Genomic DNA, 25,857 nt, shown 5'->3' on the forward strand with positions numbered 1-25,857 from the left:
CATGCCCTCGACGTTCTGCTCCCCGCTCCCTCGTCGATTCGGTGCTGCCGGTCTGCTTCTCGGCAGCGCATTGGCCGTCGCCTGCGGCGGTGGTTCCGACGCGGCCAACGCGGCGCCTGAGGCCCCGGCGTTACCGACGGCCGACACGGCGACGCTGTCCGCCAAAACGGTTGCGATCGGCGGGTTCACCTACGACACCGCGCGCATGGTGCCGTGGCAGTCGTCGGTGACGGTACCCGGTCGACTCATGCTCGACCCCAGTGCTCTCGAGACCATCGGGTCGATCACCGAGGGTCGCATCACGCACGTACTGGCGCGCGTGGGCGACCGCGTGCAAGCTGGACAAGTGCTGGTGCTTATTCACAGTCACGAGATCATGGACGCCCGCAGCGCGCTGGCCAGCGCCACCGCCAAGCTGGCGGCGGCGGAGGCCGAGCGGGATCTCGCCATCAGCGCCGCCGATCGCGCCACGCGCTTGCTCGAGGCGAAGGCGATGTCCAAGGCCGAAGTCGAGCGGGCCGATGTCGGCAAGCGCGTGGCCGCGGCTACGTACCAGCAGGCGCTGGCCGAGCGTGAGCGCGCGTTGGCCATGATCGACCACCTTGTGGGTTCGGGCAATGTGCCGGCGCTCGCCGACGAACATGACGTGCTGATACGCACACCGATCGGCGGTGTCGTGACGTCGCGCGATGCGCAGCCCGGCACGGTCGTGCTTCCGGGTTCGCCCCTGATAGCGGTGGGCAATCCCGAGCGGTTGCAGTTGCAGATGCACGTCAGTGCCGACGCGGCCGCCGGCGTGCAAGTCGGCGCCACGGTGCGCTTCGCCTTGACGGAGTCGCCGGCGGTTACGATGTCGGCCACCGTGACGCGCGTGGCGCCCACGGTAGATACCGTGACCCGTACGATCGAAGTGATCGCGGTGCCGAAGAGCGGTGTGCGCAGTGGGCGCGCTGAGTCGTTTGTGCAGGCCGAGATTTCGGGGCGTGGTGGTTCGCAGGCGCTTATGGTGCCGTCGTCGGCGGTACAGGCGCTCGAGGGTGATACGGTGGTGATCGTGGCCGATCAGCGTGGCGAAGGACTACACATCGAAGCGGTGCGCGTGCGCACGGGCCGACGCGCAGGCGATCGCACCGAGATCCTGTCGGGCGTCTCGCCCGGTCGTCGCGTGATTTCTGGGAGTGCGGCGATCGCGAAAGCAGAGCTGATCAAGCGGCGTTCACCCGACGGAGAATGACGCGGTGAACGCCCTGATTCATTTTGCGCTGCATCGTCGCGGTATCGTCATCGGCTTTACGCTCGGACTGATGGCGGCCGGGTTGTACGCGCTGCAGCACATCGCGTTCGACGCGTTTCCGGATCTTACCGGCACACGCGTGGAAGTCATCACGGTCGCTCCCGGGATGGCACCGGAAGAGGTGGAGCGACTCGTCACGTATCCGATCGAATCGTCGCTCATGGGCGTCCCCGATGCGGAAGGCGTGCGCTCGGTGTCCAAGTTCGGATTGTCGCTGGTCACGGTGCCGTTCCCCGACAATGTGGATGTGTACTTCGCGCGCCAGCTGGTGCAGCAACGGCTGAACGATGCGAAGGGCGCGCTACCGGCGGGCGTGGAGTCCGCATTGGGACCGGTGTCGACGCCAATGGGCGAGCTCTATCAGTACGTGCTCACCAGCGACTCACTGTCGCTGACCGAACTGAAGACGCTGCACGACTACACGGTGCGTCCGCGCTTGCGCACGGTGCCGGGCGTGTCGGAAGTGAACTCGTGGGGCGGACTCACCGAGCGCGTGGAAGTGATCGTCGATCCGGTCAAACTCGCGGCGCGCCGCTTGACCATCACCGACGTGCACGATGCGCTGGCCCGCAACACGCTGGCCTTTGGTGGCAGCTACCTCGAACAGGGCGGCGAGCGCTACACGTTGCGAGGGCTCGGACGCGTCGAGAACACGAACGACGTGCTGCGCGTACAGGTCGGCGCCTATCTCGGCGCCCCGGTGCGGGTGAGTGATATCGGCACGGTGGTGATCGGAGCCCTGCCACGGAACGGCGCGGTGACGCACGACGGCAAGGAAGAGGTCGTGAGCGGCATGGTGCTCAAGCTCAAGGGCGCCGATTCACGCGAAGTGATCAAGCTGGTGCGCGAGCGGATGGCCGAGATTCAAAAGGCGCTGCCGCCCAGTGTGACGGTGACCCCGTTCTACGATCAGACGGAGCTCGTCGGGCGGACGACCGGGACGATCGTCAAGAACCTGGTCGAGGGCGGCCTACTCGTGATCGCCGTGCTCTTTTTGTTCCTGCGCAACGTGCGGGCGGCGCTGATCGTGGCGTCGGTGATTCCGATCTCGATGTTGATCGCTTTCATCGGAATGGGCCTGTTCGGATACTCGGCCAACTTGATGAGCCTCGGCGCGCTCGACTTCGGACTCATCGTGGACGCGTCGATCGTGATGATCGAAAGTTTCATCCGACGGATCGAGTCGCATCGTGACACGCACCGACTGGGGCTGTTCGAGCGCGCGGCGGTAGAAGTGGGGCGTCCGATCCTGTTCGGCATCGCGATCATCGTGGCTGTGTATATCCCGATCTTCACGCTCGACGGGATGGAAGGTCGCATGTTCAAGCCGATGGCGTTTACCGTGGTGTGTGCGGTGCTCGGTTCGCTGTTCCTGGCCCTCACGTACGTACCGGCCGTGGCATCATGGGCGCTGCGGGATGGCGAAGCCACGCAAGCGCCGTGGCTCACGAAGCTCACGGAGCGCTATCGTCGCGTGCTGGCCGGCGTGATGAAGCGCCCGCAGCCACTGCTGATCACCGCGGTCATTCTGGTGGTCGTCGCCGTGGGGTCGCTGACCAAGATCGGCACCGAGTTCATGCCCAAGCTCGACGAGGGATCGATTCTCATTACGACGCGTCGACTGCCGAGCGTGGGTCTGCAGGATGCCACCAAGCTGTCGATGGCGGCCGAACGCATCGTGAAGCAGTTCCCCGAAGTGGTCACCGTGGTAACGAAGGAGGGCAGGCCCGATCTCGCTACTGAGGCGATGGGCCTGTTCGAAGGCGACATGTACGTCATTCTCAAGCCGCGCAGCGAGTGGACGACCGCGAAGAGTTCGGAAGGGCTGGTGGCGGCGCTCGATTCCGCGCTGCGCGTGGTGCCTGGACTGTGGGTGTCGTTCACCCAACCCCTTGCCATGCGACTCGACGAAGCGGAGAGCGGCATCAAAACCGACCTCGGCATCAAGGTGGTCGGGCCCGATCTCAATCAAAACGAGACGATCGCCGAGCGGCTCCGGGCGATCGTGGCGTCGGTGCAGGGCAGTGCCGACGTGGCCGTGGAAATTGCCGATGGCAGTGGACAGGTACGGATGGAGATCAAGCGTGAAGCGCTCGCCCAATACGGCTTGTCCGTGGCCGATGTGCGCGATGCCATCGAACTGGCCATGGGCTCGCAGGTTGCCGCCGAGTTGATCGATGGGTTCCGACGCGTAGGCATCGTGGTGCGATTGCCGGAAGCGTCGCGCGCCGATGCGGCGTCGCTCTCGCGGCTGACGATTCGCGCGCCGGGCGGAGAGCTCGTGCCGCTGTCGGCGGTCGCGGATGTGCAGACGACCACGGGTCCCGAGATGATCGGTCATGAAGATGCGCAACGCCGATCGCTGGTGCTCAGCAATGTGCGTGGACGTGACCTGGGAAGCTTCGCGCAGGAAGTGCGGGCGCGGATCGCGCGTGACGTCGTTCTGCCGGCCGGGGTCTTTCTCGAATGGGGTGGCCAGTACGAGAATCAGCAGCGGGCGATGTCGCGGCTCAGGCTGGTCGTGCCGGGTGCCCTGTTCCTGATTTTCGGACTCCTCTACCTGTCGTTCCGATCCATCCCGCAGGCGCTGCTGGTGTTGGCGAACGTGCCCTTCGCATTGGTCGGAGGCGTCGCCGCACTGTGGGTGCGCCAGCTCAATCTCAATCTGTCGGCCAGCATTGGCTTCATTGCGCTGTTCGGCATTGCGGTGCTGAACGGCGTGGTCATGGTGGAGCACCTCAATCATCTGCGCCAGTCGCCTGATGCGCACACGCTGAGTGTGCTCGATCGCATACTGCTGGGTGCGGCGGACCGGTTGCGGCCGGTGCTGATGACGGCGCTGGTGGCGAGCCTTGGCTTCGTGCCGATGGCGCTCAGCACGAGCCCGGGCAGCGAAGTGCAGCGACCATTGGCCAGCGTGGTGATCGGTGGGTTGATCACGAGCACGGTGCTCACGTTATTCGTGTTGCCCGTGCTGTACGGCTGGCTGGAAGAACGTCGTGAAGCTCGCCTGGCGCGCCGGACGGCGGCACGCCAGGCACACGCCTCACCAGTGCCAGTTACTGGTTGAGATAGCGGTACAGGCCCACGAGGCCGATGCCGGCGCCGGTCAACACGATCACGGTGCCGGTGTCGCCGTCCACGACGGTACCGACGAGCAGCGTGGCCAGACCGAACACCATTAGCGTGACGCTGCTGCTGCGGCTCTTCTTCATGTGCATCATCGGCGCCGTGGCCGAGTCGGCCACGTACCGCTGCAGACCCACGGCGCGCGTCGTGGTGAGCGGGCCGATGGCGCTGTCGAGCGTCAAGGTCGACGGCGTGGCAGCCGGCACGCTCACGGTGGCGGGCGCCATGACGAGCGTGGGCGCGGCCGGGGCGATCACTGGCGCGATGTCCTGAGCGCTGCCGATCGAAGGCAGCATCAGGGCCGCGGCGAGGGCCGCCAAGATGGTAGTACGGGAGCGATGGACCATGGAATCTCCAATGTTCTGAGTGAGAAGACTGCAGCACCCTACGCAGCAACGATCGTGCCCAGCGGTCCCGAGCGGAAGCGCAGCGATGAGGCTGCATGGGCAGCGGGAATGCCTGCACAGCGCCTTTCCCCGCGTTATCGTTGAGTCGTGACTACCTCTCCCGATACCCTGCTGCGATTCCGCGACGCCTTCCCGATCTTAGGGACGTCCACCTACCTGGTCTCGAATTCGCTCGGCGCCATGCCCGCCGCGGTGACCGATCATCTGGCCGACTATGCGCGGCAGTGGCAAACGCGCGGCGTGCGGGCGTGGGCGGAAGGGTGGTGGGAATTGCCGGTGAAGATGGGAAACGAGATCGCGCCGCTCATCGGCGCCGCGCCCGGCACCGTGGTCATGATGCCTACGGTCACGCAGGCAATGAGCGCGATTCTGTCGGCCATCGACTTCCCGCCCGAGCGCAACGAGGTCGTGATGACCGCGCTCGACTTTCCGTCGGTGCGCTATTCCTACGACGCGCTCGCGCCGCGTCTCGGCGCCCGCGTAACGGTCGTGCCCAGCGACGACGGCATCGCCATCGATCTCGGCCGGATTCTCGCCGCGATCACCGAGCGCACGCGACTCGTGGCGATCTCCCACGTGCTCTTCCGTTCGGCGTACATCATGGACGCGGCGGCGATCTGCGCGAAGGCGAAATCGGTGGGCGCGCTGATCGCGCTCGACGCGTATCACAGCGTGGGCGTCATCCCGGTCGATGTGCAGGCACTCGGTGCCGATTTTCTGTGTGGTGGCGTGTTGAAGTGGCTGTGTGGTGGCCCCGGCGGTTGCTTCCTGTATGCGTCGCCTCAGGCGAGCGAGCAGTTGGCCCCGGCGTTGACCGGCTGGCAGGCGCATCGCGCGCCGTTCGCCTTTGCCGAACAGATGGACTACGCCCAGGGGGCGTGGCGTTGGCTCGGCGGCACACCGGTGGTGCCGGCGTTGTTCGCGGGGCTCGAGGGGCCGCGCATTATCGCCGAAGCCGGATTGGACGCCATTCGCGCCAAGAGCACGCGGCAGACGTCGCGCTTGATCGCGATGGCGGACGCGCGTGGCTGGCGGGTGCACGCCCCGCGCGAGGCGGAGCGCCGCGGCGGTACCGTGGCCTTCGACGTACCGCACGCCGCTGAAGTTGCCAAGACGCTGCTCGCGCGCGATGTCGTGATCGACTATCGCCCGGGCGCGGGCATTCGGGTGGCCCCCCATTTCTACACGACCGATGGCGAACTCGAGGCCTGTGTGGCGGCGATGGATGACATCCTCGCGACGGGTGTCTGGAAGGCGTTTGCCGGCGTGCACAGCACCGTCACCTGAACTGGCGCCAAGCGACTCAGCTGACCAAGTTTTTCGGATCATTCACGCCCCCTGACCCAGAGACGATGAATTCGCCGACCAATCACCCGCCCAAGAAGCTACGCAAGCAGTACACGAACACCGCGTATCCGATGGTGGTGCTCAAGTTCGAAGACGGACACGAGATCAAGATCTACCAGAACACGGGCAAGGTGTTCGATGTCTGGTCGGGTGAGACGATCAAAGTGATGGCCGTGTATGATCCCACGTCGAAGGAGTGGGAGCTGGTGGAGTCGAAGAAGAGCGACGCCTTCGACGACGCGTCCGCCTGACGCATTTCGTCGCGCTCGCCACGTTGCGACCCCGAGGTTTGCGCTGTACAATCGAGTTGTGCATGAGAGCCGAGTGCGCACGCGCAGCACCGTAGTTATCGAAGCCGCCTTTGCCCGCGGCGGCGCTGTCGTCGCCCTCGAGAGCTCGGTACTCGCGCAGGGACTGTTGCCGCCGCACAATCGCGACGCGGCCGAGCGTATGCTCGCCGCGGTCGAGGCCACTGGAGCGATCCCGGCGATCACGTCCATCGTGAAGGGCGTCCCGTCGTTCGGGCTCGAGCCCGCCGATCTGGAACGCTTCCTGGCCCGCGACGGCGTGCGCAAGGTGTCGTCGCGCGATCTGGGCATCGCGATCGCGCAGCACGCCGACGGCGCGACCACGGTGGCCGGAACGCTCGCCATGTGCATGCTGGCGGGCATCGAAGTCTTCGCGACGGGCGGCATCGGCGGTGTGCACCGCGATGCCCCGTACGACGAGTCGGCCGATCTGGTCGCGCTGTCGCACACCCCGGTCATCGTGGTGTGCGCCGGCGCCAAGTCCATTCTGGATTTGCCGGCCACCCTGGAACGTCTCGAAACGCTGGGCGTACCGGTCGTCGGTTATCGCACGCGTGAGTTGCCGGGATTCTTCTCGATGAACACCGGACTCGCCCTCACCGCGTCACTCGACACGCCCGATCAGATCGCCGCCGCGTGGCTGGCCCATCGCGCGATCGGGGGGCGTAGCGCCATGCTGGTCGTGCAGCCTCCTCCGGTCGACAGCGCGCTGTCGGCGGAGCTGGTGAACGACGCCACCAGCGCGGCACTGGCCGCCGCGAGCGCCGCTGGTGTGCGCGGCGCGGCCGTCACGCCGTTCCTCCTGGCCGACATTCAGCAGCGCACGCAGGGGAAATCGGTGGTGGCGAACCTGGCGTTGCTCGAAAACAACGCCACGTTGGCTGGACGTATCGCGGTGGCGTTGGCCGCCGCGCGTTTCGAATCCGCCCCGATATGAGTCGACGTCTTGAGGAGGCAGCCGCAGGACGCAGTGCACGGCGAAGCGTACGTCGAGGGAACACGCGTGAACGAAGCACGAAGCGCACGGTACTATCCGGTAACCCGCTCGCTCCGGAGGTCTGACAGACAATGCCCACCCCGTTCCTGAGTTCCGAGGAGTACGACGAGCGCGCTCACGCCCTCTACAACGAGGGCAAGTACGACGACGCGCTCGCCTTGCTGCGCGAAGCAGTCGCTCTGTACCCGAATGCCGTCGAGCTCCACGTCGGCTTTGGGTACGCGCGACTGGCCCGGGAGGAGTACGCCTGGGCCCGACGCAGCTTCGAGGAAGCGTTGGTGCTCGACCCCGAACATGAGGACGCCCTCGCCGGTCTCGGTGAAGTGCTGCTCAAGTTCGGTCAGGTCGACGCCGGCCTGCGCGCCTTCGAGAAGACGGTCACGCTGGGCTATGACGATGATGTCGATCTCATGTTGCAGATCGGCCGCGCGCTCTTTCGCGAAGGATTCGTCGATACGGCGCTCACGTACTTCGACCGTGCCGTGGCGCACGCCGACGACTCGGCGGAGGCCGTCGCGTGCGTGGGCTACGCCCAGCATCGCATGGGACGTGACACCGACGCGATCGAGTCGCTCACGCGCGCCCTCGATCTCGATCCGCAGCTGGTCGAGGCACGGGTGTATCTCGGCAACCTCATGTACGACGCCGGCGACCTCGATCAGGCGCTCATCGAGTTCGAGAAGACCAAGCCCGAAGACCACTGGGACGAACTGGGCATCTGGCGTCTGGTCGAACTCAAAAAGTCGGTCTATAAGCTCGACGACACCGACGGCGAGCTGAAGCCGTGGGAAGCGCGTCTCATCGAGTTGGCCGACGAAACGGATGACATCGATGATCTGCTCGAAGAAGTGGAGCAGTCGATGATGGAGCAGGACGCCGAGGGCATGCCCGAGGCGCAGGGACAGCTCGAGGCACTGGGCAGCCTGCTCACCGGACTGGTGAACCAACACCAGGGTGAGCAGGCCGAGCCGGCTTCTACCGACGTGATCGCGGCGGAGACTTCCCACCGCGTGATCATGCGTGACGGAAGTGTGTTCGAGGGCACGTGGGAGGAGATCGTGCGGGCGCTGCGTGACGCGCGTGACGCCGGTCGCCCCCTCAACGAATACATGGCCGCCGAAGCGCGTCGTTTTTATGGCGCCACCGGCAAGCAGGTCGCGTCCGACGCGCCCGAGGCTTTTCTCCGTGGCGGTGCTGATGCCGGGATGCTCCGGATCGACCGCTAGTGGGTATCACCTAGCATGACTACCGGATTCGAACCGAACACGTCCGACGCACGCGCCGCGCTCAACGCGGCGCGTTTCGTCTTGAGCCCTGAAAGCACGTCACCGGCCCCGGCGGTTTGGGCAGGCGCCCAGCAAGTGCTGCGGGCCGTGACGGCGCGCCCTGAGCTCAGCGGCCAAGCGCTCATCGGGGAAGCGCGCCGCATGGGCGCGCTCACGTTGACTGACGCCCATGCCCTCGTGGCACTGGTGACGTGGGCTGATGCCTCGGATCGTCCCGCCGAGAGTGAGTCGGAGCGCACGCTGTTGCGTGAAGCCTGGCTGGCGCTCGATCACGCGGTGAGCATGAACCGCGCAGCGGTCTCCGATGCTCCGCTTCGCCCCACGGTGAACGACATGCCGGCGATCGGTTACGCGCCACCACCCGATTCTAAAGCGCCATTGTCGTCCGCCTCGCCGTCCTTCGATGGCGACGGTATCGATGCGCGGACCGCCCCGCGATGGCTCTCTGCACGTGGCATCGTGATCGCGTTGCTGGCGGTCGGCGCGCTGACCGCAATCGGATGGTGGGTGCTCTCGCAGCGTGCTGATCGCGCCTACCAGGACGGCGTAGCCGCCTACGGACGCGGCGCGCGCGAAGTGGCGCGCACGGCATTCGCGAAGGCCGCGCTGCAGCATCCTGACGATGCCGGGCCCCTCGTCTTCCTCGGGCGCATGTCGCGCGAAGAGGGCGATCTGCCGCGCGCGCGTCGCTTCCTCACGACGGCGGTGCGCATTGCGCCGAACAGTGCGCTGGCCAATCGCGAACTCGGCTCGGTGATGCTAGCCGATGGACAGCCGGAAATCGCCCGTCGGTTCTACGTCCGTGCGCTGCAGCTCGACCCCGCCGATCGCGTGGCGCAGGGGTTTCTCGGCTGCGCGCTGTTTCGCTTGAACCGTTTTGACGAAGCACGTCGGTGGACCGATCGCGCCGGACCGGGAGATTGGTCCCGCTGTAGCGCCCCGATGCCTCTGCCGGGCCAGATGCCTTCTCCTCTGCCGGCTCCCGGCTATCCGACTTTGCCCCCTCGATGACCTCACGTATTCAGCGGCCGAGCGATGCGCTCGCGCTGCACCATGAAACCGTTCGCGACGTCCTTCCGAACGGCTTGACGTTGCTCGTGCGTCGGGATCCGTCGGCACCGGTGGTGGCGATCGTCACGCATGTGAAGGTCGGCTACTTCGACGAAACCGACGACATCGTCGGCATCGCGCACGTGCTCGAACACATGTTCTTCAAGGGCACCCCGACGCGCGGCGTCGGACAGATCGCCCGTGAGACGAAAGCGAACGGTGGCTACCTCAACGCGCACACGATCTACGACCACACCACGTACTACACGGTGCTGCCGTCGTCGTCGTTCGTGCAGGGACTCGAGATCCAGTTCGACGCGTACGCCCGCTCGATCATCGACGCCGAGGAGCTGGCGCGCGAACTCGAAGTGATCATCGAGGAGACCAAGCGCAAGCGCGACACCGCGTCAGCGATGGCCATCGAAACACTCTACGCGACGCTCTTCGACCAACATCGCATCCGACGCTGGCGCATGGGTGATGAACCGGAGCTGCGGGCGCTCACGCGCGAGCAGCTCATGTCGTTCTACAAGCGCTGGTATCGTCCTGATAACACGGTGCTGTCGATCGTGGGCGATGTCGATATCGACGAAGTGCGGCGCGAGGTCGCATCGCGACATGGACAGCTCGAGAACGGCACACCGTCGCGCGACCGTGGTCCCATCGAAGTGGCACCGCCGGGATTCCGCTTGCGAGAGTGGAGTGGTGACATCGCGCAGCAGCACGTCGCGTTCGGTTGGCGTACCCCGTCGCTGGAACACATCGACACGCCGGCGCTCGACCTGGCTGGCCTCGCGCTTGGCTCCGGACGCGCCTCCCGCTTCTATCGCGCGGTCCGTGAGCGTCAGCTGGCCTCGGCGGTTTCGGCCTGGGACTACACCGCCGGAGACATCGGCGTGTTCGTGGCGCACGCCGAATCGCCGGCCGCGCATGCGCGCGAAGCGACGCGCTATCTCTGGCGCGAGCTGCAGGCCGCACGTACCGTCGGGTTTCGCCGTAGTGAAGTGGCGCGTGCGCAGAGCATCATCGAGGCGCGCTGGCTGCGTCGGCTCGAGAGCATGGACGGGCAAGCCACCTATCTCGCGTCGTGGGAAGCGGAGGGTGGCCTCGATCTCGCGAGTCGCTACTACGATGCGCTGTTGTCGCTGTCGCCGCGGGACTTGCAGGACGCCTTGGCGACGCATCTCGACCCGGAACAGGTGGCGGTGATTTCGTATCGCCCGAATGGTGCCGAGCCGTTGGCAGAGCACGAAGCGGCGCTGCGCGACCTGCTGCGCGCCGAGGAAGGGCAGGGCAGCAGCGTGCTCGTCGACCCCGACATCCTCACACCGTTGTCGAGTGAGGCCATTGGTGCGCCGGCCGTGCATGTGGGTGTTCGGGCCGAGCGCGTGGAGAACGACGTGCACGTGTATCGGACCGCGCAGGGAGTGCCGGTGCTGGTGCTGCCGCGGCCCGGATCGCCGCTGGTGAACGTGGGGGTGATCCAGCGTGGCGGCTCGTGCGTGGAGCCGGAAGCGCATGAAGGCCTATCTCGCATCACGGCGCAGGCCATGCTCAAAGGCACTGAGCGGCGCAGCGGAGCGCGCATAGCCGAGCTTGCGGAGGAGTTGGGCAGCAGCATCGGCGTGAGCGCGGCACTCGAGAGCATGGGTTGGACGATGTCGGTACCGGTGCGGCATTTCTCGGCGGCCACCGAACTGTTGGCGGATGTGTTGCAGCATCCGGCGTTCCCCGACGAAGGCGTGAACACCGAACGGGCGCTCGCGCTGGCCGAGGCCACGCGGGCCCGCGACGACATGTCGCGCTGGCCCATGCGACTCGCGGCGATGGCGGCCTACGGTACGCACCCGTACGCGCGATCGGTGATCGGTACCGAGGCATCACTGACACTGGTCGATACGGACAGCGTGCGCGCCTTCCACGCCGAGAACATCGCGCGTGGCGCGTCGGTGATTGCGGTGGTCGGTGACGTCACGCCCGACGACGTGGCCAGCGTGATCGATCGCGCGTTCCCGCAACTGCGATGGCAGGAGGAAGTCGCCCCGCCGCCGGTACAATGGCCGCGCGAGGCGCACGTGTTGCGCGAGGAGCGCGCCAAGAAGCAGACGGCACTGGCGATGCTCTTCCCCGGGCCGTCGCGGCTCCATGATGATCGGTTCGCGGCGCGCGTGTTGTCGGCGGTCGCGAGTGGGTTGGGCGGCCGCTTCTTCGAGCAACTGCGTGACAAGCAATCGCTGGCGTACACCGTGAGTGCGTTCCCCATCGAACGGCGGGCGGGGGGTGTGTTCGCGGCGTACATCGCCACGTCGCCGTCACGCGAAGAGGAAGCACGCGATGGATTGCTGGGCGAATTCGCCAAGCTTCGCGAGGCTGCACCGACCGACGACGAAATGGAGCGGGCGCGTCGCTATCTCATCGGCACGCATGCCATCGCGCAGCAGTCGGGCGGCAGTGTGTTGGCCGAGATGGTCGATGCCTGGCTGTTCGGCGAGGGGCTGCACGAGCGCCACGAAGTGGTGGATCGCCTGGCCGCTGTGCAGGGTGCCGATGTGCTGCGGATGGCGCGCGCGTCATTCGATCCGTCGCGTGTGGCCGAAGGCGTCGTGCGCGGCTCGCTCGGTTAGCCGCACCGGTTAACCGAGGCGGCGTATCGTCAAGGCGTCGACACAGGTCGCACGTCACGCATCTGACGCGCCGCGAGCGACAGCGCTGCCATGCCGCTGCGAATGCGCCCGTTGGCGGCGCGCAGTCCAACCCAGCCGTCGTAGTCGGCCGGCTCGCCGATAATCGCTGCCGTGACCCATGCGTGGCGTGACCCCCACGCGAGCGCATGACGGATCGCCGCCAACTGTGCGGCGTCCCCGTGCGCGTGCGGCAGTCCGCCCACCGTGACCAGCCAGTGCGGCTTCGCGCCGCCGCCTCGTACGACCGCGCGCTGATGCCAGCGGTCGAAAGCTCGCAGGCGTGCGTCGACCGCGGGCAATCCGGAGAATGACGGAAACGAGACCGCACCGATCAACGATACCGGCGATAACGGTGTTGAGGCCCACGCATACACCGCGCTGTCGGTGGCATCGAGCCGCGACGCGCTCCAGCCCATCCGCGTGCGCGGGCGCACACGCTGCACGGTGAGGGCACTCCGCAGCAGGAGGGCGCGCCACCAGTCGGACGACCGAGGCGTCGTGCCGAGGATCGACGGCAGCGGATCGATCAGCCCGGGGAAGATCACATCGGGGCGAATGCGCAGCAGCACGCGCTCCAACGCCGCCTGACGCTCCGCATCGTCGGGCGCCGCGACACCACGCGCGATGCGTAACGCCACCGCGATCTGCACACTGTCATCGCGCAGCGGTTGCAACACCCGCGAGAGCGAATCGAGTGCACCGCCGCGCCAGCCGTCTTCGTCGACCACCACGAGCACGACTTCGGGCGCGAGCTGCTCGATGAGTCGACGGTCGGCCTGCACCGCGCGCGCCGGCGGCGCACCGTCAAGGACCGGGAAGATGCGCATGCCGATCGCGAAGTCACCGGCCGGTCGGGCCTGCATCGGTTCGGCGAACGCGGCTTCGTAGCTGCGCACGGCGGCGATGCCGCGTGGCCACTCGAGCACCAACAGGGTGGTGAGCGCCGTGGCCGCGAGCACGAGCAGCGCGCGCACGGCACCGGACAGGCGCCAGCGGGCCGGATACGCGGGCGCGATCATCGGCACCAGCATTGCGAGCGGCGATACCAGTGCCGCACGTCCGGCCGTCATGCCCAGTATGACATCGCGCGCCGAGACCGCCGCCTGCAATTGAAGCGGAGCCACGCCCTGTTGCGACGCGAGGTAGTCGCCGATGGCGATCACGGCGATGACGACGTTGTACAGCAGGATCGGCAGCGCGACGACCACCGACACGAGGCGTGTGAGCAGCGAGTAGAGCACCTGCAGTACGAAAGCGCAGGCGATCATCGGCATCAGCCACGTTATGCCTGAGATCGTTCGTGCGCCGGTCTCGGTGCCGGTGGCGACGGCCACGAGCAGCGCCGGCGCGACCAGCAGACCGCAGAAGGCGGTGAGATTGGTGAAGACCCGCGGTGCTTCCCGTCGGGCCGCGATCCATCCGGCGAGCGCGATATCCCACGCCAGCACCGCCATCGCTACGCCGAGCACCAACAGTGCAAGCGGATCAGTCATGGGGGCACGATAAACGGCGCGCGTCGTCGCTGGCACCCCGCCCCTCGACGTCGGTAGTTTCCAGCATGGCCCACACAGAGACTCCGACCGTACTGACGGTGCCCAACCTGGTGTCCACATCGCGCGTGGCGCTGGCGGTGGGTTTTCTGGCGATGGATGCCGTGCCGGTTCGCCTCGCGTTGATTGCGGTGGCGTCGCTCACCGATTTCCTGGACGGGTGGATCGCCCGACGCACGAAGGTGGCGTCGCGATTCGGTGCGCTGATCGATCCGGTGGCCGACCGCTTCTTCGTGCTCTGTGTGGTCATCGCGTATGTGTTGGGCGATCAGCTCACGGTGTGGCAGGCCGTCGCGATCTTTTTTCGCGACATCATGTCGCTGATCGGCTGGTTCGTGGCCCGCAACGTGAGCTGGCTGCGCCCCATCCGGTTCCGCGCGCGCCCCGTGGGCAAGGTCGTGACGGGGCTGCAGCTGCTCACCTTCATCGCCGTGCTGCTGGCACCGGCCACGGTTGATGGCCTGGTGATCGCGGTCGGCGTGCTCGGTCTGGTGGCGACGGTGGACTACACGCTGATGCTATGGCGGGAGCGGGTGCGGTGAGCCTTTGCGCGAAGGCTGAGACCGTAGAAAAGATCACACAGAGAAAAGGAGACGAGGAGAACAGCGGTTTAAGGCATGGAAGTTTGGTTCTCCTTGTCTCTTTTTCTCTTTGACTCTGTGTGATCTGTTCTGGGGCGCCCTGGTGACCGAGCCACACCCTCAAACGACGAACGCCTCCCGGAGGAGGCGTTCGATGTATTTCGTATATCGCGCCAGCTAAGGCTGGTCAGATATGTCAGCGTGATCTAGACGCCAGAGGCCCGTGGGATCCGGCGCCGGATGAAGCGATCAGACTGCAGCCGCTTCCTGCGCCTGCTTTCTGGTCGGCTGGGCGAAACGCTCACCCAACGTGCGTAGCTCGGCAATTTCAGGAGCCTTGATCTCGGGATAGCGACCCGTGAGATACTCCATCGTGCTGTCGAACCACTCCTTCTGGTCGTCGGGGTGACACCCGATCACACCACACTGCATGATCTGCTGGAAGAGCTCGTCACGGGCCTCCTGATACGGAGAGGGCACCATGGCGTCACGACGCGGACGAAGCTTGGGCTTGGCCATTTCCTCTGGGTAGTGCGTCGAACATCGCTGCCGGGGAACTCCGGATCAGCTGTATAAACCTAACCGATGAGACACCGGCTTCCTAGTGGCGTCTCACCCCTATTACGCGATCCACGCCACTAACGCTGAGACGAGCGCGGCCGGCGCGTCCTCCGCTACCAGCGTTCCACAGGGGCGTACGGCGATCGGACGCACCGATGCCAAGGGGAGTACGCCGCGCCAATGCTCGATGCGCGCCGCGAGATCGTCGTCGGCCTCCTGCGCGCCGGTCCAGAGCAGGACGTCGCCGCGCACGTCGCCCAGGCGCTGGCGTTCGTCGCTGCTCAGCGTGACGGCACTGGCGCGCTGCAGAAGCTGCGCCGCGCCACCACTGCCTACGAAGGGGGCCAGATAGCGCGCCACCAGCAGATCAGGCATATGGGCCGGATCGACCACGGCGTCGCGCAGGAACGGCTCCAGCAGCGGTCGGGCACCGAACAGCGCGTTGGCGGTCAGGGCCGACAGCGCCGAGGTGCGTTGCAGCGAGCGGATGGCCAGCCCCGGCAGGTCGTCGGGGTCGAGCGGCTCGAGCAGGGCCAGCCTGGCCGAACGCTCGGGGCGTTGGGCGGCCACCAGCAGACCCACCAAGGCGCCCATGTCTTGTCCGACGATGGTGACCTCAGCCAAGCGGAGCGCGGTGAGCGCCCGCTCTACGTACTCGGCCTGCGCGCCGAGGCCGTAGGACCCGTCGACGGGCCGGTCCGACTCGCCGTGCCCCATCAGATCGATGGAGAGGGCCGTATACCCCGCATCAGCCAACCGCGGCGCCACCGCGCGCCAGAGAAAGCTGCAGCTGCCGAAGCCGTGCAGCAGCGCGACGGCTGGCCCGGCCCGTCCCACCCGCTCCACGTGCAGCGATCCGGCACCAACAGGAATTCGGAGATGTTCGGTGTACATGGCCTCAGGGCAACGGGAGTCGGAGCGCCCGTGCAGGATAGCGCCGATGATGGTGCGACAGATAGCTTACCGCCGCGGCCGCAGTGGTCCGTAGCCGGAGGACGAGGAGAGGCGATGGCGGAAGATCAGACGTACGATGACGGACGCACCGAGATCCTGAAAGCCATGCTTCGGGCGCTCGCCGATCGCATCCGAGCACTCGATGCCGACGACGCCATGTTACCGCATGCCGGCGAACTGATGAAGCTGATCGGTGACGTGCGCAGTGAGCTCTTTCACTACGAAGTGCGCTGCACGTACGACACCCCTGAAGTTGCTGAACATCGCCGTCTGGTCGACGAAGCCCGTCGTCCCGACGAGAGCGCATGGGAACCGACCGGCTGGACGCCGGAAGACGACGAGGAGATCGAGTGGTAAAGGCAACGAAGAAGAAGTCCAACAACGCGTTCCTGCCCATCGTGCTGGTGGTACTCGCCGTCGGCGGCGCCGCCATCTACTACAAAGTGCAGAACAAGCCGAAGCCGATCGAGCTCGCGCCGGGTACGGCGTTGCCGACGGCGGAGGGTCAGCTGCGTGGCGATCCGAACGCGCCCGTGACGATCATGGAGTTCGCGGACTTCGAATGCCCGGGCTGTGGTCAGTTCGCCGCCCTGCAGGGCCCCGACATCAAGACGCGCATCGTCGACGCGGGCCTCGCCAACTTCCGCTTCTACGATTTTCCGCTCACGTCGATTCACCAGAACACCATGGCCGCGCACCTCGCGGCGTCATGCGCGGCCGATCAGGGCAAGTTCTGGGAAATGCACGACGCGTTGTTCGCCGGCCAAATGGACTGGAACTCGCAGGCGACCACGAACCCGCGCAAGGTGTTCGACTCGTACGCGGGCCAGCTCGGTCTCGACATGACGGCCTATAACAGCTGCTTCGACACCCAGAAGAATCTGCCCAAGATTCAGGCGAATGCGGCCGCCGGCACGGAGCGTGGCGTGAGCAGCACCCCGACGCTGGTGGTGGGAAACAAGGTGTACGCAGGCGGCCTGACGTTCGATCAGCTCAAGCAGCTGGTGGACAGCCTCCGCGCGGCGGCACCGGCTGTCGTTCCCGTGACGGACACGGCGAAGAAGTAACGCGAGGCGCGGAACGGCCCGACGCGCGGGTTACGCCCGCCGTCGCGCCGCCGCTTCATCGAGTCGCAATCTCGGAATAGGCATCGCGTCAGCGGTGCCTTCGTCGTTCACGGCATTGAAAGTGGCCGCCGGTACGAGCGCTTCGCCCAACGCCACCAGCGCGCGGGTAGCCACCACGGACGCCAGCGGATCGGGCACACCCATCTCTCGCACGTAAATGTCGAGCGCGCGCTCATAGCCCACGTCGGTGGACAGCGTGTCGACGAAGAGCAGCGCGTTCTCAACATGCGTTCGAATCAGCGCCTCTTCCGCGCGCGCCTGCACCAGCCGCAACCGCTGCTCGGTATCGGCCGACAGCTTGCGGGGGAACAGCGTTTCGGGAAAAAGTTTGTTCAGAATAGACATATGGCTACTGACGAATTTGAGGGGGCGCGTGTTTCGAACCCTGTGACCACGATCACTCCCCGTGCGAATCTCGTGCCTGAGGCGTTTTCCGCACAGATCGTAGTGCATCCGCCAAGACCCGCGCGGGCCGTGCACCACAAGCGCCGCTCCAACCCAAATGCGTCGCGAAGCCCACCCCGCGGGTCAGGAGTCCGCCCGCCCCCCGCGCCGGCGCGAGCACGGGCGCGACGGGCGTCCCGTGAGCCGATCTCTGCGGGGGGCCGCCCCTCACCGGCGCGGCAAACCCAAGCCCGTCCCCCCGCTAGCCAAGCGGCGAACGGGATCGACCCGGAGCGGCCCGGGCGTTCCCGCACACCCGCGCAGTTCAAGTGCAGTTACTCAGGACTCCTGCGCCTCATACTGATCTTTCAGCGAGGCCACCACGGAAGGATCGGCCAGCGTCGTGGTGTCACCAAGCGCGCGACCCTCAGCGATGTCCCGCAGCAGGCGACGCATGATCTTGCCTGAGCGCGTTTTCGGCAAATCCGCGCTGAACAGAATGTCGTCAGGCCGAGCGAGCGCGCCGATCTTCATCGCCACATGCTCGCGCAGTTCGTCGCGCAAACTGCCGCTCGGTGTGAACCCGGCGCGCAGCGACACGAACGCCGCGATCGCCTGACCCTTGATCTCGTGCGCCTTGCCCACCACCGCGGCTTCCGCCACCGCCGGGTGATCCACCAGCGCGCTCTCCACTTCCATCGTGCCGATGCGATGACCGGCCACGTTCAACACGTCGTCCACGCGACCGAGAATCCAGAGATAGCCGTCCTCGTCGCGCTTGGCACCGTCGCCCGGGAAGTACACGTCGGGACGGTTCGGCCACTTGGTGAAATACGTGTCGACATAGCGCGCGTCGTCGCCCCAGATCGTGCGCAGCATGCTCGGCCACGGATGCGTGATCGCCAGCAAACCACCACCGACGCCGATCTCGTTGCCGGCGCTGTCGAGTAGCGCCGTCTTGATGCCAGGGAATGGTGTGGTCGCCGAGCCGGGTTTGGTCGCCGTCACACCCGGCAGCGGCGTGATCATGATCGCGCCGGTTTCCGTTTGCCACCACGTGTCCACGATCGGACAACGCTCCTGCCCGATGTGCTTGTGGTACCACATCCACGCTTCCGGATTGATCGGTTCGCCCACCGATCCCAGTAGGCGCAGCTCCGACAGATCGTGTTTCTCGACGTACGGCGTACCCCACTTCATGAACGCGCGAATCGCCGTGGGGGCGGTGTAGAAAATGGAAACGCCATACCGTTCGCAGATCTGCCAGAAGCGATCCTTGTCAGGCCAGTCGGGCGCGCCTTCGTACACGATCTGCGTGGCGCCGTTGGCGAGCGGACCGTACACCATGTAGGAGTGCCCGGTGATCCAGCCGATGTCGGCGGTGCACCAGTACACGTCTTCTTCCTTTAAATCGAACACGTACTTGGTGGTGCTGGCCACGCCGGTCATGTAGCCGCCGGTCGTGTGTACGATGCCCTTCGGTTTGCCCGTGGTGCCCGACGTGTAGAGAATGAACAGCAGGTCTTCGGCGTCCATCACTTCGGGTTCGCAATACTTCGGCACCTGCCGCTTCATGCGATGCCACCAGTGATCGCGACCTTCCTCCATCTCGGCGAACGTTTCGTCGCCCACACCACTGCGACGACGCATCACCACCAGTACATGCTCGATGGTGGGGCACTCCTTGATCGCTTCGTCAGCGTTGCGCTTGAGCGGCAGCATCTGTCCGCGACGATAGCCGCCGTCAGCGGTGATCAGCACCTTGCACCCGCAATCGTTGATGCGGTCGCGCAGCGATTCCGGTGAGAAGCCACCGAAGACCACCGTATGCACGGCGCCAATGCGCGCGCAGGCCAGCATCGCGAAGATCGCTTCAGGAATCATGGGCAGATAGATCGCCACGCGATCGCCCTTCACGACGCCGAGCTTCTTGAGCATGTTCGCCGCGAGATTGACTTCGCGGTACATGTCCCAATACGTGAACGTGCGACGGTCGCCCGGTTCGCCTTCCCAGATGATCGCGGCCTTGTTGCGGCGCGGCCCGTGGATGTGGCGATCGACGCAATTCACCGAGGCGTTGAGCTGCCCGCCCTGGAACCACTTGGCGTGGGGCGGCGTCCACTCCAGCACCGAATCCCACGGCTTGCTCCAGGTCAGTTCGCCGGCTTCGCGCGCCCAGAAGCTGAGCGGGTCCATCGCCGCGTCTTCTTGTACGCGCGAATCGTGGACACGGGCCGTGGCGCGAAAGGCGCTCGGCGGCGGAAAGGAGCGCGTTTCCTGCAGGAGAACGTCGATATCGCTCATGGAGACCTGGTGTCCGGTACGAACCGGCGCGGTGGGGTGTCCGACGGGGGAGTGCGCGGATCGCGGGCGTCCTGCTAATGTAGAGCGATGCAGTCACCCCACGAAACAGGTGCGACAGGTGTCGCGTCCGCGAATGCCGCGGGGCCGGCGCTCACGGCCGAGGCGCTGGTGCGCGCCTTTGGCGGCCGCCGCGCCGTGAATGGGGTGTCGATCACGCTGCACGAAGGCGCGTGTCTGGCGCTCTTTGGCCCGAACGGCGCGGGCAAGACCACACTGCTGCGCCTGCTGGGTGGGCTGCTCAAGCCCACCACCGGGACCACCCGTTTGCATGGTCAGCCGCTACCCGGTGATGCCGAGACGCGTCGACTGGTCGGATTGATCTCACATCACGCCATGCTGTACCCGGCGCTGTCGGTGCGCGAGAACGTGCGCTTCGCCGCCGAGTGTCAGGGCGTGATCGACGCCGACGGGGCCACCACGCGCGTGCTCACTCAGTTGCGTGTCCTCGATCGGGCCGACACCGCGGTGCGCTATCTCAGTCGCGGACTGCAGCAGCGTGTCTCGATCGCGCGCGCGCTGGTGCATGGGCCGCAGTTGGTGCTGCTCGACGAGCCGTACACGGGACTCGACGAAACCGGCGCGCAGGCGCTCACCGATGCGCTGGGCGCACTCAAGGCCGATGGGGCCACGCTCGTGCTGGTCACGCACAACCTCAGCGAAGGACTCGCGCTGGCCACCCACTCGGCGATCATGCAGAGCGGGAAGTTCGTGGATGAACAGACGGTGTCGCCGTCCGGCTTCGACGTGCCGGGGTATCAGGCGAAGTATCGCGCCCTCGTGCACGAGGGGCTGGCGTGAGCGCTGTGCGCGCTGGTTCGACTCATCGCGACCCCACCCACAAGGCGCCGTCGTATCTGGCCGACGCCTGGCGCATTGCCCGGAAAGACCTGCTGATCGAGTTCCGGACCCGGAGCGCGTTTCTGGCGGCGACCGTCTTTGCGGTGCTGGCTGTCGTGATCTTCCGTTTCACGTGGGATCCCACGGCCATTCCGGCCATGGATCTCGCCCCCGGTGTGCTCTGGGTCATCTTCACTTTTTCCGGACTGCTCGGGCTCAACCGCTCCTTCGGACTGGAGCTGGCGGAACGGGCCTATGACGGCCTGCTCGCGTCGCAGGTGTCGCGCGAGGCCATCTTTACGGGCAAGGTGATCGCGAACTTCGTCTTCGTGATGTGCGTTCAAGCGTTGGCGCTTCCCGCCGTGGCGCTCTTCTTCGATCTTTCGGTCGGCCCGTCGTGGGGGATCATCGTGGGGATCGTGGTGCTGGCGTCCCTCGGGTTGTCGGCGGTTGGTACGTTGTTCGCGGCGATCGCCTCAAACACGCGCCTGGCCGAGTTGCTGTTGCCGATGATGACGCTGCCTTTCTTCGTGCCGCTCGTGATTCCCGCGGCGCAAGCCACGGCGGTGGTGTTGCGTGGTCAGCCGATCGCCGATGGCATGGCGTGGCTCAAGGTGTTGGTCGCCTTCGATCTCGTCTTCGTCTCCGCGTGCATCGTGGTATTTCCGTTTACGATCGAGGAGTAGGTATGTCGTCGGTGTCGTCTGCTGCCCCGCGTTCGGCCACCTTGCCGGCGCCGAAGGGATTCGATGCGTTCCTCGCCATCGCGATCGTGGCGGTGATCGCGGCGTGTGCGCGTGCGCTCTTCTTCACGCCCATCGATGCGATGCTTGGCGCGGCGCAGAAGATCTTCTATGTGCACGTGCCGGCGGCGATCATCGGGTTGTACTTCGCCTGCGGCCTGCTGTTCATCAGCAGCATCATGTACCTGTGGATCAAGGATGAGCGCCTCGATCGCCTGGCGGAGTCGTCGGCCGAAGTCGGCTTGGTGTTCATGGGCATCGTGCTGGTGACGGGACCGGTGTGGGCACGCACAAGCTGGGGCACGTGGTGGGTGTGGGAAGCGCGCATCACGAGCACGCTGTTCCTTTGGTTGCTGGTCGTGGGTTATCTCGTGCTGCGCAGCGGCGTGGAGTCGGTCGAAGTGCGCGCGCGGCTGTCGGCGGTGATGGGCACACTGGCCGCGTTGTTGGTGCCGTTCATTCACCTCACGGTGAAGTTGTTTCGCGGTATGCATCCGGAGGCTGTCGTGCTCGCGCCGGAGAAGCCCAAGATGCCCCCCGAGATGCTGATGTCGTTCGGGCTGTCGATGGCGGCGTTCCTGTTGCTGTTCCTCGCGTTGCTGCGGTTGCGCTTCCGCTGGGCCACGCTGCGAGACGCGCGTGCGGCGATGGAGGCGGCGTGATCGTGCATGTCAGTGCGCTGATGTCCGCGGCGCCGAGGTTGACCGATGCCACCGTACAGGACACGGCCGGGAAGGTGGCCTATGTGCCCAAGGCCGGTGGCCCGCCCGACAGCAGCGGCTATATGTGGGCCGGCTACGCGATCACGGCGGTGGCCTACGGCGGATACATCGTGCTGCTGCTGCGTCGCATGGCGCGGGCAAAGCACGGTCGATGATGAACCGGTAGTCGGCCGATGATCAAGGTGGCGCGCGCGCCCGAGCCGCGGCCGCTCGAGGGGGTGCGCATCGCGGTTACGCGCGCCGGTGAGCGTGGATCGCCGTTGGCCGATGCGCTGAGGGCCAAGGGAGCGACCGTGTACGAAGTGCCGCTCACCCGCATCGAAACTCTGGAGCTCGCGCCGTTGCACGATGCCGTGCGGCGATTGGCCGAATTCGACTGGGTATTGCTTACCAGTGTGAACGCCGTCGAACACCTAGCGCGGGTGGTGACCGAGCGGGGAGCCGAGGCGGCCATGGCCACGCGGCGCTTGGCCGTTGTGGGCACCGCCACGGCGGTCGCGACGGAGAAGTGCGGCTGGCGAACTCCCACCGTGCAGCCCGACAACGCGCAGGCGGTCGGGATGTTGGATGCCATGGCGTCGCGATCGGACATCGAGGGCGCCCGCATGCTGTACCCGTGCGCGGCCACCGCCCGCGATGTGCTCCCCGACGGTCTGCGGGCGCTGGGCGCCGTGGTGGAGAGCGTGCCGGCCTATCGCAGCGCCCCCGATCCCGAGGGGCAGGCCCGGGTACGCGAGCTCGTGAAATCGGGGGAGATCGATCTAGTCACGGTGGCGGCGCCAAGCGCCGTTGATGCGTTACTCGATGCCCTTCCGGCCGAGCATGCTGGCCGACTGCCGGTGGCCTGTATCGGCCCCGTGACCGCGCGCGCCGCGAAGGTGGCCGGCTTTCCCGTGAAGGTCGAATCGGGGGCTGCCACGATGGAGGGGTGGGTGATCAGCATCGTGAAGGCCTGCGGGGCTAACTGAACCAGCGGTTGCCCCAATAAGTTGTAGGATGACTGATCTTGTCGTCCGCATCGGAACCCGTTCCTCTGAGTTGGCGCTGCGTCAGGCGCGCCAAGTTGCTGCTGCGCTGGCCGTGCGTGGCGTGGCGAGTGAACTGGTGGAGTACACCACCATCGGCGATCGCATTCTCGATCGCCCGCTCAACGCGATCGGTGAGAAGGGGCTGTTTACCGCCGAACTCGAAGCGGACCTCATCGCCGGTCGCACCGATTGCGCGGTACACTCGCTGAAGGATCTGCCCACGGCCGATCCCGAAGGGCTGACCATCGTGGCGTTGCTCGAGCGGGAAGATCCGCGTGACGCGCTGGTCGTCGGTCCGAACACGACGGCGCGCACGCTGCTGGATCTGCCGAAAGGTGCCAAGGTGGGTACGTCGTCGCTGCGTCGTCGCGCCCAACTGCGCGCGCTGCGTCCCGACTTCGACGTGCGCGAACTGCGTGGCAACGTGGGCACGCGGTTGCGGAAGATCGACGCCGGTGAAGTCGACGCCGCGCTGCTCGCGGCCGCCGGATTGCGCCGCCTCGGACTCGGCGATCGCATTGTCGCGTTCATGGATCCACCCGACTGGATCTCGGCGCCAGGGCAGGGGGCCATCGCCGTGCAGGCGCGCGCGAACGACGAGCGCATGACGGCGATTCTCGCCGTGCTCGATCACGCGCACACGCGTGCGGCGGTGACGGCGGAACGCGCGCTGCTGGCCGCGCTCGAGGGCGGTTGTCAGGTGCCGATCGGCGCGTGCACCACGTACGAAGCGAAATACGGCCCGATGCTGCACGGCATCATCGCGTCGATCGACGGCGTGTCCGTAGTGCGCGGCGGATTGCCGATCAACGCCGAGGATCCGGCGTCGAGCGGGCGCGAACTCGCCCGGCAGCTGCACGCCGCGGGTGGTGCCGGCATTCTGGAAGAGCTGCGCGAAGAGCTGGCCGAAGCGGCCGCGGCCAAGGCGGCCGAGAAGGTTGCCGCGCAGGGAGCCAGCTGATGCCGATGCGCATGCGTCGTTTGCGGCGTACCGAGGCGCTCCGTCGCATGGTGCGCGAAACGCGCCTCGATCCCGCGCAGTTTATCTGGCCGCTGTTCGTGCGGTCGGGCACCGGCGTTCGTGCGCCGATCGGGTCGATGCCGGGTGTGTCGCAGACGTCGGTTGATGAGATGCTGCGAGACGCCGAGAAAGCGGTCGCGGCGCAGATCGGCGGCATTCTGTTATTCGGTATCCCTGACTCGAAGGACGCGACTGGCTCGTCGGCGTGGGACCCGCAGGGTCCGGTGCCGGCCGCTGTACGCGCCGTGAAGCGCGAGTTCCCGAATCTCGTGGTCGTGACCGACGTATGCATGTGCGAGTACACCGATCACGGGCACTGCGGATTGCTCACGCCCTCGGGCGAGGTGGACAACGACGCCACGCTCGAACTGTTGTCCCGTGAAGCGTTGGCGCACGCCGAGGCCGGTGCCGATATCGTGGCGCCCAGTGACATGATGGACCTGCGCATCGGTCATATGCGCCGAGCCCTCGACATGGGTGGCTTCACGCAGACGCCAATCATGAGCTACGCCGCCAAGTACGCGTCGGCGTTCTATGGCCCGTTTCGCGAGGCGGCGGAATCGACGCCGGCATTCGGCGATCGTCGCAGCTATCAGATGGATCCGGCCAACGGCCGCGAAGCGCTGCGCGAAGTGAAGCTCGACGTGGAGGAGGGGGCCGACATTCTGATGGTGAAGCCGGCCGGCGCGTATCTCGACATCATTGCGGCCGTGAAGCGTGAGACACAGATGCCGCTCGCGGCCTATCAGGTGAGTGGCGAGTACTCGATGATCAAGGCCGCGGCCGAACGCGGCTGGATCGACGGCGATCGCGCCATGATGGAGTCTCTGGTGGCCATCGCACGCGCTGGTGCCGACATGACGATCACCTATTTCGCACTCGAAGCGGCCGCTGCTCTGCGCAACCGCTGACCTGCCTTCTTTTAACAGCCCATCGTCGATGCACAATCCCTGGCGTGACATGCCCCCCGGTCCGCATGTGCCGGAGCTGGTTACCGCGATCATCGAGATTCCCGCGGGCTCGCGCAACAAGTACGAGCTCGACAAGGAATCCGGACAGTTCAAGCTCGATCGCGTGCTGTATTCGGCCGTACACTATCCGGGCGACTACGGCTTCATTCCGCGCACACTGCACGAGGACAATGATCCGCTCGACATTCTCGTGCGCATCAACGAGCCCACGTTTCCGGGGTGCCAGATCACCTGCCGCCCGATCGGCGTGCTGAAGATGCTGGACAAGGGTGAGCCCGACGAGAAGATCCTCGCCGTGCCCAGCGATGATCCGTACCACAACGACATCTACGACATCGCCGACATGCCGGCGCACTACCTGAAGGAGATCGAACACTTCTTCGGCATCTACAAGGATCTCGAGGGCAAGCGCGTCGAGATTCAGGGATGGGAGAAAAGTGAGGTGGCGTTCAAGGTGATTCAGAGATCCATTGAGCGGTATGCAGAGGTGTACTTGAAGGGTGCGTGATGGG

Annotated in this window: 25 protein-coding genes; 19 read left to right on the top strand and 6 right to left on the bottom strand. The window is 66.1% G+C overall.

Annotated elements, in window-relative coordinates; translation table 11 throughout:
* The first annotated feature begins 1 nt into the window (after position 1).
* A complete protein-coding gene (locus RMP10_RS09915) occupies positions 2–1,234 on the top strand; it encodes an efflux RND transporter periplasmic adaptor subunit (protein ID WP_310570146.1) in 1,233 nt (410 codons plus the stop codon).
* Positions 1,235–1,238: 4 nt separating this feature from the next.
* The gene (locus RMP10_RS09920) at positions 1,239–4,364 is read left to right on the top strand and encodes a CusA/CzcA family heavy metal efflux RND transporter (protein ID WP_310570147.1); all 3,126 of its coding nucleotides are present in this window, start codon (positions 1,239–1,241) and stop codon (positions 4,362–4,364) included.
* Here the strand turns inward: RMP10_RS09920 and RMP10_RS09925 are convergent.
* The gene (locus RMP10_RS09925) at positions 4,354–4,770 is read right to left on the bottom strand and encodes a hypothetical protein (protein ID WP_310570148.1); all 417 of its coding nucleotides are present in this window, start codon (positions 4,768–4,770) and stop codon (positions 4,354–4,356) included. The two genes, RMP10_RS09920 and RMP10_RS09925, sit on opposite strands and share 11 nt — an antisense overlap.
* 147 nt (positions 4,771–4,917) lie before the next feature.
* Between RMP10_RS09925 and RMP10_RS09930 the strand changes: the two genes are divergently transcribed.
* The 6 genes from RMP10_RS09930 to RMP10_RS09955 all read left to right on the top strand — a co-directional run bounded on the left by RMP10_RS09930 (position 4,918) and on the right by RMP10_RS09955 (position 12,442).
* Complete coding sequence (locus tag RMP10_RS09930) at positions 4,918–6,117, top strand: aminotransferase class V-fold PLP-dependent enzyme (protein ID WP_310570149.1); 1,200 nt, start codon at positions 4,918–4,920, stop codon at positions 6,115–6,117.
* A 65-nt stretch (positions 6,118–6,182) separates the two neighbouring features.
* Complete coding sequence (locus RMP10_RS09935) at positions 6,183–6,428, top strand: hypothetical protein (protein WP_309672996.1); 246 nt, start codon at positions 6,183–6,185, stop codon at positions 6,426–6,428.
* A gap of 97 nt (positions 6,429–6,525) precedes the next feature.
* On the top strand, positions 6,526–7,422 hold the full coding sequence (locus RMP10_RS09940; protein ID WP_345785793.1) for a pseudouridine-5'-phosphate glycosidase: 897 nt from the start codon (positions 6,526–6,528) through the stop codon (positions 7,420–7,422).
* Between the two features lie 131 nt (positions 7,423–7,553).
* Positions 7,554–8,708, top strand: a complete 1,155-nt coding sequence (locus RMP10_RS09945) for a tetratricopeptide repeat protein (protein ID WP_310570150.1) — start codon at positions 7,554–7,556, stop codon at positions 8,706–8,708.
* Between the two features lie 15 nt (positions 8,709–8,723).
* Positions 8,724–9,779 carry a tetratricopeptide repeat protein gene (locus RMP10_RS09950; RefSeq protein ID WP_310570151.1) on the top strand — a complete coding sequence of 352 codons (1,056 nt, stop codon included), beginning with the start codon at positions 8,724–8,726 and terminating at the stop codon, positions 9,777–9,779.
* Positions 9,776–12,442 carry a pitrilysin family protein gene (locus tag RMP10_RS09955; protein ID WP_310570152.1) on the top strand — a complete coding sequence of 889 codons (2,667 nt, stop codon included), beginning with the start codon at positions 9,776–9,778 and terminating at the stop codon, positions 12,440–12,442. Before RMP10_RS09950 ends, RMP10_RS09955 begins: the two co-directional genes overlap by 4 nt.
* Before the next feature lie 29 nt (positions 12,443–12,471).
* On the opposite strand, the gene RMP10_RS09960 is transcribed toward RMP10_RS09955, so the two are convergent.
* Entirely contained in the window at positions 12,472–13,995 is a 1,524-nt protein-coding gene (locus tag RMP10_RS09960) for a hypothetical protein (RefSeq protein WP_310570153.1), read from the bottom strand.
* A gap of 65 nt (positions 13,996–14,060) precedes the next feature.
* Here RMP10_RS09960 and RMP10_RS09965 point away from each other — a divergent pair, with 65 nt between their 5' ends.
* Positions 14,061–14,594, top strand: coding sequence for a CDP-alcohol phosphatidyltransferase family protein (locus RMP10_RS09965; RefSeq protein WP_310570154.1), 534 nt, complete (start codon positions 14,061–14,063; stop codon positions 14,592–14,594).
* A gap of 288 nt (positions 14,595–14,882) precedes the next feature.
* Here RMP10_RS09965 and RMP10_RS09970 read toward each other — a convergent pair whose 3' ends face one another.
* Both RMP10_RS09970 and RMP10_RS09975 read right to left on the bottom strand, forming a co-directional pair.
* Positions 14,883–15,152, bottom strand: coding sequence for a hypothetical protein (locus tag RMP10_RS09970; RefSeq protein ID WP_171223645.1), 270 nt, complete (start codon positions 15,150–15,152; stop codon positions 14,883–14,885).
* Positions 15,153–15,254: 102 nt separating this feature from the next.
* Positions 15,255–16,088, bottom strand: coding sequence for an alpha/beta hydrolase (locus tag RMP10_RS09975; RefSeq protein WP_310570155.1), 834 nt, complete (start codon positions 16,086–16,088; stop codon positions 15,255–15,257).
* 114 nt (positions 16,089–16,202) lie between these two features.
* On the opposite strand from RMP10_RS09975, the gene RMP10_RS09980 reads away from it, so the two are divergent.
* Positions 16,203–16,505 (top strand): hypothetical protein, encoded by a 303-nt coding sequence (locus RMP10_RS09980; protein WP_309672988.1) that lies wholly within the window; start codon positions 16,203–16,205, stop codon positions 16,503–16,505.
* Positions 16,499–17,215, top strand: a complete 717-nt coding sequence (locus tag RMP10_RS09985; protein WP_309672987.1) for a thioredoxin domain-containing protein — start codon at positions 16,499–16,501, stop codon at positions 17,213–17,215. The genes RMP10_RS09980 and RMP10_RS09985 overlap by 7 nt, the downstream gene beginning before the upstream one ends.
* A gap of 30 nt (positions 17,216–17,245) precedes the next feature.
* On the opposite strand, the gene RMP10_RS09990 is transcribed toward RMP10_RS09985, so the two are convergent.
* Both RMP10_RS09990 and acs read right to left on the bottom strand, forming a co-directional pair.
* Entirely contained in the window at positions 17,246–17,620 is a 375-nt protein-coding gene (locus tag RMP10_RS09990) for a hypothetical protein (protein WP_310570156.1), read from the bottom strand.
* 378 nt (positions 17,621–17,998) lie between these two features.
* The gene (acs, locus tag RMP10_RS09995) at positions 17,999–19,963 is read right to left on the bottom strand and encodes an acetate--CoA ligase (RefSeq protein ID WP_310570157.1); all 1,965 of its coding nucleotides are present in this window, start codon (positions 19,961–19,963) and stop codon (positions 17,999–18,001) included.
* 87 nt (positions 19,964–20,050) lie between these two features.
* Between acs and RMP10_RS10000 the strand changes: the two genes are divergently transcribed.
* Genes RMP10_RS10000 through RMP10_RS10035 form a run of 8 tightly spaced genes read left to right on the top strand, consistent with a single transcriptional unit; the run spans position 20,051 to position 25,853 of the window.
* Positions 20,051–20,821 carry an ABC transporter ATP-binding protein gene (locus RMP10_RS10000; protein WP_310570158.1) on the top strand — a complete coding sequence of 257 codons (771 nt, stop codon included), beginning with the start codon at positions 20,051–20,053 and terminating at the stop codon, positions 20,819–20,821.
* Complete coding sequence (locus tag RMP10_RS10005) at positions 20,818–21,546, top strand: heme exporter protein CcmB (protein ID WP_310570159.1); 729 nt, start codon at positions 20,818–20,820, stop codon at positions 21,544–21,546. The genes RMP10_RS10000 and RMP10_RS10005 overlap by 4 nt, the downstream gene beginning before the upstream one ends.
* Before the next feature lie 2 nt (positions 21,547–21,548).
* On the top strand, positions 21,549–22,265 hold the full coding sequence (ccsA, locus tag RMP10_RS10010; RefSeq protein WP_310570160.1) for a cytochrome c biogenesis protein CcsA: 717 nt from the start codon (positions 21,549–21,551) through the stop codon (positions 22,263–22,265).
* On the top strand, positions 22,262–22,480 hold the full coding sequence (locus RMP10_RS10015) for a hypothetical protein (RefSeq protein WP_310570161.1): 219 nt from the start codon (positions 22,262–22,264) through the stop codon (positions 22,478–22,480). Before ccsA ends, RMP10_RS10015 begins: the two co-directional genes overlap by 4 nt.
* A gap of 18 nt (positions 22,481–22,498) precedes the next feature.
* Positions 22,499–23,293, top strand: a complete 795-nt coding sequence (locus RMP10_RS10020) for a uroporphyrinogen-III synthase (RefSeq protein WP_310570162.1) — start codon at positions 22,499–22,501, stop codon at positions 23,291–23,293.
* Between the two features lie 28 nt (positions 23,294–23,321).
* Positions 23,322–24,314 carry a hydroxymethylbilane synthase gene (hemC, locus tag RMP10_RS10025; protein ID WP_310570163.1) on the top strand — a complete coding sequence of 331 codons (993 nt, stop codon included), beginning with the start codon at positions 23,322–23,324 and terminating at the stop codon, positions 24,312–24,314.
* Complete coding sequence (gene hemB, locus RMP10_RS10030; RefSeq protein WP_310570164.1) at positions 24,314–25,285, top strand: porphobilinogen synthase; 972 nt, start codon at positions 24,314–24,316, stop codon at positions 25,283–25,285. Before hemC ends, hemB begins: the two co-directional genes overlap by 1 nt.
* A 28-nt stretch (positions 25,286–25,313) precedes the next feature.
* Positions 25,314–25,853, top strand: a complete 540-nt coding sequence (locus RMP10_RS10035; RefSeq protein WP_310570165.1) for an inorganic diphosphatase — start codon at positions 25,314–25,316, stop codon at positions 25,851–25,853.
* Positions 25,854–25,857: the final 4 nt, after the last annotated feature.

The organism is Gemmatimonas sp., assembly GCF_031426495.1.
GTDB lineage: Bacteria > Gemmatimonadota > Gemmatimonadetes > Gemmatimonadales > Gemmatimonadaceae > Gemmatimonas.

Excerpts from the sequence above, each read along its gene's own strand:
- RMP10_RS09915 (WP_310570146.1), top strand. The coding sequence starts at position 2 with ATGCCCTCGACGTTCTGCTCCCCGCTCCCTCGTCGATTCGGTGCTGCC.
- RMP10_RS09925 (WP_310570148.1), bottom strand. The coding sequence starts at position 4,770 with ATGGTCCATCGCTCCCGTACTACCATCTTGGCGGCCCTCGCCGCGGCC.
- RMP10_RS09935 (WP_309672996.1), top strand. The coding sequence starts at position 6,183 with ATGAATTCGCCGACCAATCACCCGCCCAAGAAGCTACGCAAGCAGTAC.
- RMP10_RS09945 (WP_310570150.1), top strand. The coding sequence starts at position 7,554 with ATGCCCACCCCGTTCCTGAGTTCCGAGGAGTACGACGAGCGCGCTCAC.
- RMP10_RS09950 (WP_310570151.1), top strand. The coding sequence starts at position 8,724 with ATGACTACCGGATTCGAACCGAACACGTCCGACGCACGCGCCGCGCTC.
- RMP10_RS09955 (WP_310570152.1), top strand. The coding sequence starts at position 9,776 with ATGACCTCACGTATTCAGCGGCCGAGCGATGCGCTCGCGCTGCACCAT.
- RMP10_RS09960 (WP_310570153.1), bottom strand. The coding sequence starts at position 13,995 with ATGACTGATCCGCTTGCACTGTTGGTGCTCGGCGTAGCGATGGCGGTG.
- RMP10_RS09965 (WP_310570154.1), top strand. The coding sequence starts at position 14,061 with ATGGCCCACACAGAGACTCCGACCGTACTGACGGTGCCCAACCTGGTG.
- RMP10_RS09970 (WP_171223645.1), bottom strand. The coding sequence starts at position 15,152 with ATGGCCAAGCCCAAGCTTCGTCCGCGTCGTGACGCCATGGTGCCCTCT.
- RMP10_RS09975 (WP_310570155.1), bottom strand. The coding sequence starts at position 16,088 with ATGTACACCGAACATCTCCGAATTCCTGTTGGTGCCGGATCGCTGCAC.
- RMP10_RS09980 (WP_309672988.1), top strand. The coding sequence starts at position 16,203 with ATGGCGGAAGATCAGACGTACGATGACGGACGCACCGAGATCCTGAAA.
- RMP10_RS09990 (WP_310570156.1), bottom strand. The coding sequence starts at position 17,620 with ATGTCTATTCTGAACAAACTTTTTCCCGAAACGCTGTTCCCCCGCAAG.
- acs (WP_310570157.1), bottom strand. The coding sequence starts at position 19,963 with ATGAGCGATATCGACGTTCTCCTGCAGGAAACGCGCTCCTTTCCGCCG.
- RMP10_RS10000 (WP_310570158.1), top strand. The coding sequence starts at position 20,051 with ATGCAGTCACCCCACGAAACAGGTGCGACAGGTGTCGCGTCCGCGAAT.
- ccsA (WP_310570160.1), top strand. The coding sequence starts at position 21,549 with ATGTCGTCGGTGTCGTCTGCTGCCCCGCGTTCGGCCACCTTGCCGGCG.
- RMP10_RS10020 (WP_310570162.1), top strand. The coding sequence starts at position 22,499 with ATGATCAAGGTGGCGCGCGCGCCCGAGCCGCGGCCGCTCGAGGGGGTG.
- hemC (WP_310570163.1), top strand. The coding sequence starts at position 23,322 with ATGACTGATCTTGTCGTCCGCATCGGAACCCGTTCCTCTGAGTTGGCG.
- hemB (WP_310570164.1), top strand. The coding sequence starts at position 24,314 with ATGCCGATGCGCATGCGTCGTTTGCGGCGTACCGAGGCGCTCCGTCGC.
- RMP10_RS10035 (WP_310570165.1), top strand. The coding sequence starts at position 25,314 with ATGCACAATCCCTGGCGTGACATGCCCCCCGGTCCGCATGTGCCGGAG.